13 protein-coding genes are annotated in these 13,107 nt (G+C 59.0%); 5 read left to right on the top strand and 8 right to left on the bottom strand.

Annotated features, from left to right (window positions below; genetic code table 11):
• Positions 1-31: 31 nt before the first annotated feature.
• Together mlrA and OSH03_RS07685 are read left to right on the top strand one after the other, a co-directional pair.
• Positions 32-772: an HTH-type transcriptional regulator MlrA gene (gene mlrA / locus OSH03_RS07690; protein ID WP_061097637.1), complete on the top strand. Its 741-nt coding sequence runs from the start codon at positions 32-34 to the stop codon at positions 770-772.
• A 69-nt stretch (positions 773-841) separates the two neighbouring features.
• Positions 842-955, top strand: a complete 114-nt coding sequence (locus OSH03_RS07685; RefSeq protein WP_008500895.1) for a protein YohO — start codon at positions 842-844, stop codon at positions 953-955.
• Here the strand turns inward: OSH03_RS07685 and OSH03_RS07680 are convergent.
• The 5 genes from OSH03_RS07680 to bglX all read right to left on the bottom strand — a co-directional run bounded on the left by OSH03_RS07680 (position 930) and on the right by bglX (position 7,125).
• On the bottom strand, positions 930-1,667 hold the full coding sequence (locus tag OSH03_RS07680) for an ABC transporter permease (protein ID WP_266178738.1): 738 nt from the start codon (positions 1,665-1,667) through the stop codon (positions 930-932). The genes OSH03_RS07685 and OSH03_RS07680 overlap by 26 nt on opposite strands.
• Positions 1,651-2,601, bottom strand: coding sequence for an ABC transporter ATP-binding protein (locus OSH03_RS07675; RefSeq protein WP_266178737.1), 951 nt, complete (start codon positions 2,599-2,601; stop codon positions 1,651-1,653). The genes OSH03_RS07680 and OSH03_RS07675 overlap by 17 nt, the downstream gene beginning before the upstream one ends.
• Positions 2,594-3,751, bottom strand: a complete 1,158-nt coding sequence (locus OSH03_RS07670; RefSeq protein WP_266178736.1) for an ABC transporter permease — start codon at positions 3,749-3,751, stop codon at positions 2,594-2,596. The genes OSH03_RS07675 and OSH03_RS07670 overlap by 8 nt, the downstream gene beginning before the upstream one ends.
• A gap of 12 nt (positions 3,752-3,763) precedes the next feature.
• Complete coding sequence (gene osmF / locus OSH03_RS07665; RefSeq protein WP_266178735.1) at positions 3,764-4,681, bottom strand: glycine betaine ABC transporter substrate-binding protein OsmF; 918 nt, start codon at positions 4,679-4,681, stop codon at positions 3,764-3,766.
• A gap of 146 nt (positions 4,682-4,827) precedes the next feature.
• Positions 4,828-7,125 carry a beta-glucosidase BglX gene (gene bglX, locus OSH03_RS07660; protein WP_266178734.1) on the bottom strand — a complete coding sequence of 766 codons (2,298 nt, stop codon included), beginning with the start codon at positions 7,123-7,125 and terminating at the stop codon, positions 4,828-4,830.
• Positions 7,126-7,314: 189 nt separating this feature from the next.
• Between bglX and dld the strand changes: the two genes are divergently transcribed.
• Complete coding sequence (gene dld / locus OSH03_RS07655) at positions 7,315-9,063, top strand: D-lactate dehydrogenase (protein WP_266178733.1); 1,749 nt, start codon at positions 7,315-7,317, stop codon at positions 9,061-9,063.
• A gap of 112 nt (positions 9,064-9,175) precedes the next feature.
• Positions 9,176-9,730, top strand: a complete 555-nt coding sequence (locus OSH03_RS07650; RefSeq protein WP_061097630.1) for a GNAT family N-acetyltransferase — start codon at positions 9,176-9,178, stop codon at positions 9,728-9,730.
• A 96-nt stretch (positions 9,731-9,826) separates the two neighbouring features.
• Here the strand turns inward: OSH03_RS07650 and pbpG are convergent, their stop codons facing one another.
• Both pbpG and OSH03_RS07640 read right to left on the bottom strand, forming a co-directional pair.
• Positions 9,827-10,750 carry a D-alanyl-D-alanine endopeptidase gene (pbpG, locus tag OSH03_RS07645; protein ID WP_266178732.1) on the bottom strand — a complete coding sequence of 308 codons (924 nt, stop codon included), beginning with the start codon at positions 10,748-10,750 and terminating at the stop codon, positions 9,827-9,829.
• Between the two features lie 167 nt (positions 10,751-10,917).
• Complete coding sequence (locus OSH03_RS07640; protein ID WP_061097628.1) at positions 10,918-11,505, bottom strand: Yip1 family protein; 588 nt, start codon at positions 11,503-11,505, stop codon at positions 10,918-10,920.
• Positions 11,506-11,662: 157 nt separating this feature from the next.
• Between OSH03_RS07640 and OSH03_RS07635 the strand changes: the two genes are divergently transcribed.
• Complete coding sequence (locus tag OSH03_RS07635; RefSeq protein WP_266178731.1) at positions 11,663-12,235, top strand: DedA family protein; 573 nt, start codon at positions 11,663-11,665, stop codon at positions 12,233-12,235.
• 102 nt (positions 12,236-12,337) lie between these two features.
• Here the strand turns inward: OSH03_RS07635 and OSH03_RS07630 are convergent, their stop codons facing one another.
• The gene (locus OSH03_RS07630) at positions 12,338-13,102 is read right to left on the bottom strand and encodes an SDR family oxidoreductase (protein WP_080442002.1); all 765 of its coding nucleotides are present in this window, start codon (positions 13,100-13,102) and stop codon (positions 12,338-12,340) included.
• Positions 13,103-13,107 lie beyond the last annotated feature (5 nt).

The following is a 13,107-nucleotide window of genomic DNA, read 5'->3' as shown; positions in this document are numbered from 1 at the left end:
AAGCTGGGGACGCGTAAGCCAGGGGGCAAATATGGCGCTTTACACAATCGGTGAAGTAGCACTCCTTTGTGATATCAATCCCGTTACCCTACGGGCGTGGCAGCGGCGGTATGGATTGCTCAAACCGCAGAGAACGGACGGGGGTCATCGTCTTTTCAACGATGCCGATATCGACCGGATCCGCGAAATCAAAAGCTGGATCGACAACGGGGTGCAGGTCGGCAAAGTGAAGTCCCTGCTGAGCCACGACGACCCGGACACGCAAAACCTCTGGCGTGAACAGCAGGAAACGCTGCTGCGGCTCCTTCAGGCGGGTAATCTGCAGCGACTGCGCGCCTGGATCAAGGAGCAGGGTCGCGATTATCCGGCGAAAACGCTCATCACCCATCTTTTCATTCCGCTCCGTCGACGCCTGCAGTGCCAGCAGTCTACCCTGCAGGCGCTGCTCAGCATGCTTGACGGGGTGCTGATAAATTATATTGCCGTCTGCCTTGCCTCGGCGAAGAACAAGGCCGGAAAAGATGCGCTGGTGGTCGGCTGGAACGTGCACGATACCACCCGTCTGTGGCTGGAAGCGTGGATCGCCACCCAAAAGGGCTGGCGCGTGGATGTCCTTGCGCACTCGCTGGGGCAGCTCAAACCCGAGCTTTTCGACGGCCAGACCCTGCTGGTCTGGTGTGGCGAAGTGCCGTCCGCCACGCAGCAACAGCTGCTGACGGAGTGGCGTGAGCATGGTTATCCGGTTTATTCCCTTGGCCCGGATGAGCCATAACGGCATTTAATGGTTCATTAACAGCTGCGCTTCACCGTATAATTGTTCCGTTAACAACAGGAGCACATGATGAAGGCAACCAAACTCGCCATTATTACCCTTTTTGTCCTGATGGCCGTAAGCGGTATCGGCGGCGTGATGCTGGCCGGGTACTCGTTTATCGTTCGTGGCGGTGTCGGCTGAGGTACAGCGCCAGCCGCTCAAAAAGGCGATCGACGACGATGGCCGCCAGCGCGACCAGCACCGCGCCCTGCACAATATAAGCCGTATTAAACCCGCTTAAGCCGATGATGATCGGCGTTCCCAGCGTATTGGCACCGACCGTAGACGCAATGGTCGCCGTCCCGATGTTAATAATCACCGACGTACGGATCCCGGCAATAATAACCGGCGCCGCAAGCGGCAGCTCTACCTTGCGCAGCCGCTGCCAGCGGCTCATTCCCATCCCTTCCGCCACGCTTAAAACAGACGCCGGGACCGCCGCAATGCCCGCCAGCGTGCCCTGCAGAACGGGCAGCACGCCGTATAAAATCAGCGCAATTATCGCTGGCTGCTGGCCAAAACCCATCACCGGCACCGCTATCGCCAGCACCGCCACCGGCGGAAACGTCTGCCCAATGGCCGCAACCGTCTCCACCAGCGGACGAAACTCCCGGCCCGCAGGTCGCGTGACCGCGATGCCCGCGCCTGTTCCCAGCACCACTGCGATGACGCTTGATAGCGCCACCAGCCAGAGATGCGCCAGGGCGAGGTTGATAAAGCTCTCCTGCTGATACACCGGCCGCGGTAGCCCCGGGAAAAGGGTGTTAAACAGCGCCGCGCTGTGAGGCATCAGAAACAGTAAGGCGACAAAGAGCGCTACCAGCCAGAGGAGCGGATCACGCAGTGCCTTCACGCGTCACCTCCCCGGCAAGCAGATCGCGAAAATGCAGGCTGCCGCACGGCGCGCCCTGGACATCCGCCACGGGCAGAACTTCGCACCGGCGCGCGACAAACGCGGAGAGGGCATCCCGCAGGCTCATCTGTTCCTGTAGCGGCTCCCCGTCGGGCGGTGCATTCTCCCGGCGCATATAGTCCCCGACCGTCCGCAGGGAGAGCAGCCTGACGCCCAGCTCGCTGCGGCCAAAAAACTCGCGCACAAAGTCATTCTTCGGGCTGGTCAGCAGCGCAAGCGGCGCGCCCTGCTGCACCACCTCGCCGTGGTCCATCAGCACCAGATGGTCGGCCAGGCGCAGGGCCTCATCTATATCGTGCGTCACGAGGACGATGGTTCGACCAAGAATGCGGTGAATCCGGGTCATCTCCGCCTGCAGCGCCCCGCGCGTAACCGGATCCAGCGCGCCAAAGGGTTCATCCATCAGCAGCACCTGCGGGTTAGCCGCCAGCGCGCGCGCCACGCCCACGCGCTGCTGCTGCCCACCGGAGAGCTGGTGCGGATAGCGGTCGCGCAGCGCGGGCTCCAGCCCCAGCAGAGACATCAGTTCATCAACGCGGTCAGCGATTTTAGCCCGCGGCCATTTCTCCAGCTGCAGCACGGTGGCGATGTTCTGCGCCACCGTCCAGTGCGGAAACAGGCCGATAGACTGAATGGCATAGCCCATCCGGCGGCGCAGCTCCAGCACCGGCAGGCTGCGGATCTCTTCCCCGGCAAAGCGAATTAACCCGCTGTCATGCTCAACCAGCCGGTTGATCATCTTCAGCGTGGTGGATTTCCCCGAGCCCGACGTGCCAATCAGCACGGAAAACGCCCCCTCGGCAAAGTTCAGGTTCAGGTGGCTCGCCGCCGGGCGGCCGGCAAAGGTTTTACTGACATCGTGAAATTCAATCATTGGCTCTTCTCCTGAGCAGCGCGAGCCATAAGGCAAACAGCGCGTCGACGACAACCGCCAGCGCAATGGTGGGAACCACGCCTAACAACACCAGATCGAGGGCGCTGCTCAGCAGCCCCTGGAACACCAGCGCGCCAAAGCCGCCCGCGCCAATCAGCGCGGCAATCACCGCCATGCCAACGGTCTGAACCGCCACCACCCGCAGGCTACGCAGCAGAAGGGGCAGCGCCAGCGGGAGCTGTATCTTCCAGAAACACTGTCGCGCGCTCATCCCCATCGCATGGGCGCTTTCCAGCACATCCGGGGCAACCTGGCTTAAGCCCGCGACCACGCCGCGCACCAGCGGGAGCAGCGCGTACAGTACCAGCGCAATCAGCGCGGGCGTTAACCCCGTTCCGGCGATACCCACCGCGCCCAGCGCGGGAAACGACTTCACCAGCCCGGCCAGGGGGGCAATCAGCAGGCCAAACAGCGCAACGGAGGGAATGGTCTGGATGACGTTGAGCACGGCAAAGATGCTACCCTGACGTGAGGGATGACGATAACACCACATGCCGAGCGGTATCCCGACCAGCAGCGCCGGGATCAGCGTGCCGAAAAGGATCGTCAGATGCTGTGCCAGGGCATCATCAAACACCTCCTGACGGTTGGCGTACTCTTTTAACAGCGAGAAGTTGTTCAGTTCACCGCTGAACAATAACAGCAGCGGAATACACCATATCTGCGCATTGAGCACCCAGCGCCAGACAGAGCTGGCGATGAGGCGACGAATCGCATCGCTGCTCGCCAGCAAACACAGCGCCAGCCAGAGCCACAGGCCGCTGCCTGGCGTGGTTCGCGCCAGCGGGCTTTCCGCCGAGGCCATATGCGTTGCCGCCAGCCCCGCGCTCCAGAACAGCGCGATAAAGAGAACTTCCGAGAGCAGCAGCGTCAGCCACTGCGCCGCTCGTCCTTGCCAGAACGATAGCGCAACCCACGCGGCCAGCGCAGCCGCCAGCCACCACGGCGTGAACGGCCATACGTCCCAGAGCGCGCGCCCTTCCCCTGACATCAGGCGGTTAGGCGCGACGTTCACAAACGGTAACGCGACTGCCGCGATGGCCACGCAGGCCAGCAGCAGCAGTACGCGGTTATGACATTTTATTGGCACAGCCCTTTCCCGTTACTTCACAAGCCCTTGTTGTTTCAGGAAGTCGGCGGCCACTTTTTTGGCATCCAGTCCCTCGACGGCAATGCTGGCATTCAGCTGTTGCAGCGTTTTTTCATCCAGCTTTTCGAAGACCGGCTTGAGCCATTGCGCAATATCCGGGTAGGCTTTCAGCACCGCCTCACGCACCACCGGGGTTGGAGCGTAAATCGGCTGAACGCCTTTTGGATCGGTCAGGGTTTGCAGGCCCAGCGCCGCGACCGGGCCGTCGGTGCCGTAGGCCATCGCCGCGTTAACGCCGGAGGTTTGCTGCGCCGCCGCCTTGATGGTTACCGCCGTATCACCGCCCGCCAGCGAGAGCAGCTGCGCCTGGTCGAGCTTGAAGTCGTACGCTTTTTCAAACGCCGGGAGCGCATCAGGGCGCTCGATAAACTCCGCGGATGCCGCGAGCTTGAAGTCGCCCTTCTCTTTCAGGTAGCGGCTAAGATCCGCAAGCGAGGTAAGCTTCCCTTTCTCCGCCACGTCCTTACGCACGGCGATAGTCCAGGTATTGTTGGCCGGGGCCGGTGTCAGCCAGACCAGCTTGTTCTGTTCCGCGTCGAGCTTTTTGACTTTTTCATAGCCAGCTTTGGCGTTTTTCCATGCCGGATCGTTCTCTTCTTTAAAGAAGAACGCGCCGTTGCCGGTGTATTCCGGGTAGATATCCAGCTCGCCGGAGGTAATCGCGCCGCGCACGACGGGCGTGGTGCCCAGCTGAACTTTATTGACGGTTTTCACGCCGTGGCTTTCCAGCACCTGGAGAATAATATTCCCGAGCAGCGCGCCCTCGGTATCGATCTTTGAGCCCACTTTTACCGGCTCCGCCGCCTGTAGCGGCAGGCTTAGCGCCGCGAATAGCGCCGCAGAAACTGCCATCCCCGATTTAATCGTCATTCCACTATCCTCATTTTTTTGCTGCCTTTTTCAGAGGCTTGAGAGAAAAGCGTAGCTTAAAACGGCGGATTTACCCGGCAAAATGCCTTTTTAGCATAAGGTAAGACGCATCCCCCGGAAATCGGGGGATGCAAAGGAGGGAAGGGTTACAGCAGCTCGAACTCGCCTTTATTCACGCGGGCGGAATCCACCCCGATAAAGACGTTAAACTTGCCCGGTTCCGCATCATATTTCATCTGCTGGTTCCAGAACTTCAGCGCATCCACGTCAATCGGGAAGCTGATGGTTTTGGTTTCGCCAGGCTTAAGGTTGACCTTCTCAAAGCCGCGCAGCTGCTTCACAGGGCGGCTCATCGAGGCAGTCACATCCTGCACGTACATCTGAATCACCGTTGCCCCTTCGCGCTTGCCGGTGTTGGTCACCTCGACGCTGGCGGTGACCTTGCCGTCACGCTTCAGGCTCGGCGCCGACATTTTCACCTCAGAGACCTTGAAGGTGGTGTAGCTCAGGCCGTAACCAAACGGATACAGAGGGCCGTTAGCTTCGTCGAAGTAACGAGACGTGTACTTGTTCGGCTTGTCGGCATTGTACGGGCGGCCGGTGTTCAGGTGGCTATAGTAAACCGGGATCTGCCCGACGGAGCGCGGGAAGGACATCGGCAGCTTGCCAGACGGGTTGTAATCACCAAACAATACGTCGGCGATGGCGTTACCGCCTTCGGTACCGGCGAACCAGGTTTCCAGAATGGCGTCAGCCTGCTGGTCCTCTTTCACCAGCGCCAGCGGACGGCCGTTCATCAGCACCAGCACCAGCGGCTTGCCGGTCGCTTTCAGGGCGGCGATCAGATCGCGCTGGCTCTGCGGGATGGTGATGTCGGTACGGCTGGAGGCTTCGTGCGCCATACCCTGCGCTTCACCTACGACCGCGACAACGACGTCAGACTGCTTCGCCGCGTTGACCGCTTCGTCGATCATCTCCTTCGGCGTGCGCGGATCGACCTTCACCGCTTCCTCGTACTGGTTGAGGAACGTGACGATGTCTTTGTCGTCGGTGACGTTCGCCCCTTTGGCGTACACCACTTTGGCATTTTCACCGACGGCGCTCTTGATGCCGGTCAGGACGGTGACGGACTGATCGGCCACGCCCGCAGCAGACCAGCTCCCCATCACGTCGCGCTTGCTGTCAGCCAGCGGGCCGACTACAGCAATGGTGCCGGATTTTTTCAGCGGCAGCGTGTCGAGGCGGTTCTTCAGCAGCACCAGGCTTTCGCGCGCCACTTCACGCGCCTCTTTGCGGTGCAGGCGGCTTTCGGCGTTGGTGTCCGCCGGGTCAGAGTCTTTCGGCCCCAGGTGGCTGTAAGGATCGTTAAACAGCCCCATGTCATATTTCACGTTCAGCACGTGGCGCGCGGCATCGTCCAGCTCCGCCATCGTTACCTTGCCGCTCTTCACCAGCCCCGGCAGGTATTTGCTGTAGTACTCGTCGCTCATGCTCATGTTGATGCCGGACTTGAGCGCCACGCGCACCGCGTCTTCAGGATCGGACGCCGTGCCGTGTTTGATCAGCTCTTTAATCGCGCCGTGGTCGGAAACGGTGATGCCCTTAAAGCCCCACTGGTCACGCAGGACGTCTTTCAGCAGCCAGGAATCGGAGGTCGCAGGCGTGCCGTTCAGCGAGTTCAGCGCCACCATCACCGCGCCGCTGCCCGCGTCCAGCCCTGCCTTGTACGGCGGCATGTAGTCGTTAAACAGGCGCTGCGGGCTCATGTCGACGGTGTTGTACTCTTTACCGCCCTCAACGGCACCATAGGCCGCGAAATGCTTAACGCTGGTCATCACCGAGTAGCGGTCCGCCGGGCTCTTACCCTGCATCGCTTCCACCATGGTTTTGCCCATCGTGGCGGTTAAAAAGGTATCTTCACCGAAGCCTTCCGAGGCGCGGCCCCAGCGCGGATCGCGCGAGACGTCCACCATCGGCGCCCAGGTCATGTTCAGGCCGTCGTCCGCCGCTTCATAGGCCGACACGCGCCCGACGGTTTTCACCGCGTCGAGGTTAAACGAGGAGGCCAGGCCGAGGCTGATTGGGAAGACGGTACGCTGGCCGTGCACCACGTCATAGGCGAAGAACAGCGGGATTTTCAGGCGGCTGAGCTGCATCACCTGATCCTGCATGGCGCGGATATCCTGGCGGGTGACGGTGTTAAAAATTGCGCCCACCTGGTTCTCTTTGATCATCTCGCGGATGGCCTCTTTCGGGTTATCCGGGCCGACGCTGATCAGACGCAGCTGGCCGATTTTTTCATCGACCGTCATCTTCTTAAGCAACTCCGTGACGAACGCGTCGCGGGCTTCAGGCGTGAGCGGGTGATTACCAAACAAATCCTCTGCCAGCGCAGGTTGCAGCGCCAGGCTGACGGCGACACCTACAGAACATAGCCATTTCATGTTGTTATTCTCTCTCATCAATAACCGTGGGAAGCACCCGGCCAGACCGTGCGAAAAGCGCAGTGTGCCACAAACCCTCTGAACGTTGCAGGGTTATTCTCTGATTTTTCTCATGAATACTCGACCGCTGAACAGTTAATCGCGCTATGCTTTACAGCGAGAAATTTGCCCCACCACAAGGAGTGGAAGATGACTTCTGTTCGAACTGACGATAACAATACTTTTATTAACGAACTGTCGCGCCTGGTTGGCTCCTCTCACCTGCTTACCGACCCGGCCAAAACCGCCCGCTACCGTAAGGGTTTCCGCTCCGGCCAGGGCGACGCGCTGGCGGTGGTCTTCCCCGGCACGCTGCTGGAGCTGTGGCGCGTGCTGAGCGCCTGCGTTGCCGCCGACAAGATTATTTTAATGCAGGCGGCCAACACCGGCCTGACCGAAGGCTCCACGCCGAACGGCAATGATTACGATCGTGACATCGTGATTATCAGTACCCTGCGCCTCGACAAGCTGCACCTGCTGGACAAAGGCGAGCAGGTGCTCGCGTTCCCGGGCACCACGCTCTACTCGCTGGAAAAAGCGCTTAAGCCGCTGGGCCGCGAGCCGCACTCGGTGATCGGCTCCTCCTGCATTGGCGCCTCGGTGGTCGGTGGGATCTGCAATAACTCCGGCGGCTCGCTGGTACAGCGCGGCCCGGCCTACACCGAAATGTCGCTGTTTGCCCGTATCGACGAAAACGGCAAGCTGACGCTGGTGAACCACCTGGGCATCGATCTGGGCGTAACGCCGGAACAGATCCTCAGCAAGCTCGACGACGACCGCGTGCGGGACGAAGACGTGCAGCACGACGGTCGCCACGCCCATGACCATGATTACATCACCCGCGTGCGCGATATCGAGGCCGATACCCCGGCGCGCTACAACGCCGACCCGGATCGCCTGTTTGAATCTTCCGGCTGCGCGGGCAAGCTGGCCGTTTTTGCGGTGCGCCTCGACACCTTCCCGGCGGAGAAAAAGCAGCAGGTATTTTACATCGGCACCAATCAGCCTGAGGTTCTGACCGAAATTCGACGCCATATTCTCGGCGAATTCACCCACCTGCCGGTGGCGGGCGAGTACATGCATCGGGATATTTACGACATCGCGGAGCGCTACGGGAAAGACACCTTCCTGATGATCGACAAGCTCGGCACCGACAAAATGCCGTTCTTCTTCACCATGAAGGGCCGCACCGACGCGATGCTGGAGAAAGTACCGCTGTTCAAGCCCCACTTTACCGACCGCTTTATGCAGAAGCTGGGCAACGTTTTCCCGGCGCATCTGCCGGAGCGAATGAAAACCTGGCGCGATAGGTACGAACATCACCTGCTGCTGAAAATGGCCGGGGACGGGATCGCCGAAGCGCAGAGCTGGCTGACCGAGTTCTTCAAAACGGCTGAGGGTGATTTCTTTGCCTGCACGCCGGAAGAAGGCAGCAAAGCCTTCCTGCACCGCTTCGCCGCAGCGGGTGCCGCTATCCGTTACCAGGCGGTGCACTCCGAAGAGGTGGAGGATATTCTGGCGCTGGATATCGCCCTGCGACGCAACGACACCGAATGGTTTGAGCACCTGCCGCCGGAAATCGACAGCAAGCTGGTGCATAAGCTCTACTACGGCCACTTTATGTGCTACGTCTTCCATCAGGACTACATCGTCAAAAAAGGGGTAGATGCTCACGAACTGAAGGAGCAGATGCTCGCCCTGCTGCGCGAGCGCGGCGCACAATATCCTGCGGAACACAACGTCGGGCATCTTTATAAAGCTCCTGACGCTCTTAAGCAGTTTTATCGCGAGAATGACCCTACAAACAGCATGAACCCCGGCATAGGGAAAACAACGCGGAAGAAATACTGGCAAGAAAGTGCGGACGTGGAGCAGCCCATCACGCAAGCGTCTGATTAAACCCTACAGCCAAATTTGAGAGATTGTTTAGCGCGCCTTAATCGTAATAGAGTAGCGGTCTGTCGCCGGAGAAACGTTTCTCCGGCATTCGCTAACGAGGAGCAGGCACGTCATGTCGGCTGTTGATGTTTTATCCGAAACCGAACTGGAAGTGCGCGACGCCCTTCCCGATGATGTGCATGCCATCGCCGCCATCTATGCCTGGCATGTGCTTCACGGGCGCGCGTCATTCGAAGAAGTCCCCCCCACCATCGACGAAATGCGTCAGCGCATGAAAAGCGTGGCCGAGAACGGTTTACCGTGGCTAATCGCGCTCTATCGCGGCATCGTCGTGGGCTACTGCTACGCCACCCCTTACCGACCGCGACAGGCCTATCGCTATACTCTGGAAGAGTCGATTTACGTCGATGCCAGCATCACCGGACGCGGTTTTGGCTCAACGTTGCTAAGCGCGCTGATCGCACGCTGCGAGCAGGGCCCGTGGCGGCAGATGATTGCCGTTGTGGGAGATGGCAATAATAATGCCGGCTCGTTACGGCTGCATAAAAAGCACGGCTTCGAGATTGTCGGTCAGCTTCGCAGCGTGGGATATAAGAAAGGCGACTGGCGGGATACGGTGATTATGCAGCGCCCGCTCAACGACGGGGACTGGACGCTGCCGGAATAAATGCAGTGCGGTCTGGTTCCCTCACCCCGGCCCTCTCCCTATGGGAGAGAGAGAAAACATAAAAAACGGTAACATGCGTTACCGTTTTGCTTTTACCTAATCGTTCTGCGCCGTCGCCATCTGCTCCGCTTTCTGCTTTTTATAGGTCAATGCCGCGGCCGGAACGGGCTGCACTTTCCCGGTCTCAATCCAGGTCCGCAGGCGGCTCGCATCCGCGAAGTGGGTATATTTCCCGAAGGCATCCATCACCACCAGCGCCACCGGCTTGCCGTTAAACACGGTGCGCATCACCAGGCAGTGGCCTGCCGCATTGGTAAACCCGGTTTTGGTTAACTGAATATTCCAGTTCTCGCGGTACACCAGATGGTTTGTGTTGCGGAACGGCAGCGTGTACGACGGATTCGAGAATGTCGCCATGTCTTCACGGGTGGTGCTGAGCTGGCCGAGCAGCGGGTACTGCTTGCTGGCAATCAGCAGTTTCGTCAGATCGCGAGCCGTGGAGACGTTGTTAATCGACAGACCCGTCGGTTCAACAAAATGAGTATTGCTCATCCCCAGCGCTTTGGCTTTGGCGTTCATCGCGCGGATAAAGGCATCGTAACCGCCAGGGTAGTGGTGCGCCAGGCTTGCCGCCGCGCGGTTTTCAGACGACATCAGCGCCAGCAGCAGCATATTTTTACGGCTGATTTCACTGTTCAGGCGCACGCGAGAGTAGATCCCTTTCATCTCCGGCGTGTGGCTGATATCCACTTTCAGCTTTTCGTCCAGCGGCAGGCGAGCATCAAGCACCACCATCGCGGTCATTAATTTGGTTATGGAGGCGATCGGGCGCACCAGGTCCGGGTGGCTGGCGTAAATCACCTTATTGGTGTTGAGATCAACAATCATCGCGCTGCCGGACGCAATTTGCGGCTGGGCAGCAGCGGTGGTCACCGCGGGCGTTTTGGCGACGGCTGGCACGGCAGCGGACGCGCCCAGCAGCATAGCCAGGCTAAGTAAAGAGACTCGAAATTTCAGCATGGTGAGACTTCTGATAATTATTCACGCACGTAATGACGTACACCGCCTGTGTCAACGGATAAACACAGGCTGGCTTCGGCATCATAGCGGTCACCGTGCTTTGTCGCCAGCGGATAATCGTGAACAGATGCTGCATTGCTGGCATTTACGCCAGCAATGCAGTGAGCTTAGAAGAGACGGTATCCATAACCCCAAAGAATAACCGTCAGTGCCAGTAACACCTCCAGTACCAGCACCCCGATGGCAAGCGTGGATCCGGAGAAGCTCAGGCCCTCTTCTTTATTGATATTGAGGAAGGTAGGAACGCCCAGATACAGCAGATAACCGGTATAAAAGAGCGCAACAGTACCGATCAGCGCGCACAGCCAGACCAGTGGATAAAGCGCAACAATACCGCTTAAGAACAGCGGGGTCGCGACGTATCCGGCGAAGACCATACAGTGTGCCAGCGATGGGCGCTGTGGGTAGTTACGCGCCATCCAGTGAATGACGCGCCCCATGACCGCCACCCCTGCCAGCATCAGGCCATAGAAGAGAACGGCCAGATAAAGCCCGGTAAACCATGAGAGCTGAACCACGGTACCGTCGCCGAAGTTCCAGCCGATTTGTGTTGTGCCAATAAACGCGCATATTACCGGCACCGCGGCCATCAGCAGCACATGGTGGGTGTAATGATGCGAGACCGTTTCGTTCTCACTTTTGATGACATGCATTTCACGATCGGGATGGGAGAAAAGTCCCCAGACATGGTTCATAGCGCCCCCTTGTTGTCGGCTCGTCAGCGATACCTTAAGTATAATGCAGGCTTTAGATTATTTTATGTACAGTGGGAAATTTCCGTTGATTGCCGCGCGGTTGATTCATGAGGTATATGATTAAACGAGGTACCCAGAGGGAGATAACCGTTACGTAATGGATATTAACGCACTCATTGAACAATATGGATATGCCGCGCTGGTCATCGGCAGCGTGGCGGAAGGTGAAACCATCACGCTGTTGGGCGGCGTCGCCGCGCATCAGGGCTTACTGAAATTTCCGCTGGTCGTCGCTGCGGTCGCGCTGGGCGGCATGATTGGCGATCAACTGCTCTACTTCCTGGGGCTGCGCTTTGGCCCGACGCTACTCAAGCGTTTCGCTAAACACAAAAAGAAAATCAACCGCGCGCAGCGCCTGATCCAGCGTCACCCTTACCTGTTCGTGATTGGCACCCGCTTTATGTACGGCTTCAGAATTATCGGGCCGATACTGATTGGTGCCAGTCGACTGCCTCCGAAAATTTTCCTGCCGCTGAATATTCTTGGCGCGATAGCCTGGGCGCTGATCTTCACGACGCTCGGTTACGTGGGCGGCGAGGTGATTGGCCCGTGGCTGCATAATCTTGACCAGCACCTGAAGCACTGGGCGTGGTTGATTCTGGTGGTTGTGGCGGTGGTCGGGGTCAGGCTGTGGATGCGGCACAGAGAGAAGAAGCGGGATGAGGAATGAGTGCGGTCTACTACCCCTCACCCTAACCCTCTCCCTGAGGGAGAGGGAACTAGATACACCCTCTCCCCTTTGGGGAGAGGGCCGGGGTGAGGGGTAAAACACTTACCCCTCCGGCTTAAACTGCGGATTCGCCAGCATAAAGCCGCCGTCGACGATAAACGATTGCCCTGTGGTATAGCTGGCGTCGCTGTCACACAGCCACGCCACCAGGCTGGCGATTTCTTTGGTGTGGCCCGGCCTTGCCAGCGGGATTTCCGGCATTGACCCTTCCTTCACTTCGCTGTCGTCCATATCGTTCATCGGCGTGGCAATGGCCCCCGGCGCGACGGCATTCACCAGAATCTTATGCTTCACCAGCTCCATCGCCATCGATTTGGTTAAGCCGCCGAGCGCATGTTTCGCCGCAGTATAGGCGCTGGCATCAGGCAGCGGCGTGTGCTCATGCACTGAAGTGATGTTCACAATCCGCCCCCCTTCCCCCTGCTTCACCATCTGTCGTGCCGCAATCTGCGAGCAGAGAAACGCGCCGTCCACGTCGACGGTAAAGATGTTCCGCCAGTCGTCAAACGCCATCTCAAGGAATGGCGCTTTGGTCATCGCTCCGGCATTGTTAACCAGCACGTCCAGCCGGCCGAAGCGCGCAATCAGCGTTTCAATAGCTTCAGCGCCGTCCGGGAGCGTGCTTAAATCAAGATGGATAGCCTCTGCGCGCTGCCCACGCGCTTCAACTTCACGGCAGGTTTCCAGCGCCCCTTTTTCATCCGAGTGCCAGGTGACGCCAATATCAAACCCGCGCTCTGCCAGCATCAGCGCCGTGGTTTTACCAATCCCGGAATCCGATGCGGTTACAATCGCTACTCTGGTCATACTCA

The organism is Enterobacter nematophilus, from assembly GCF_026344075.1.
In the GTDB taxonomy this organism is placed as follows: Bacteria; Pseudomonadota; Gammaproteobacteria; order Enterobacterales; family Enterobacteriaceae; genus Enterobacter; species Enterobacter nematophilus.
The sequence above is the reverse complement of the archived record's forward strand: the minus strand, read 5'-3'. Positions and strand labels throughout refer to the sequence as shown.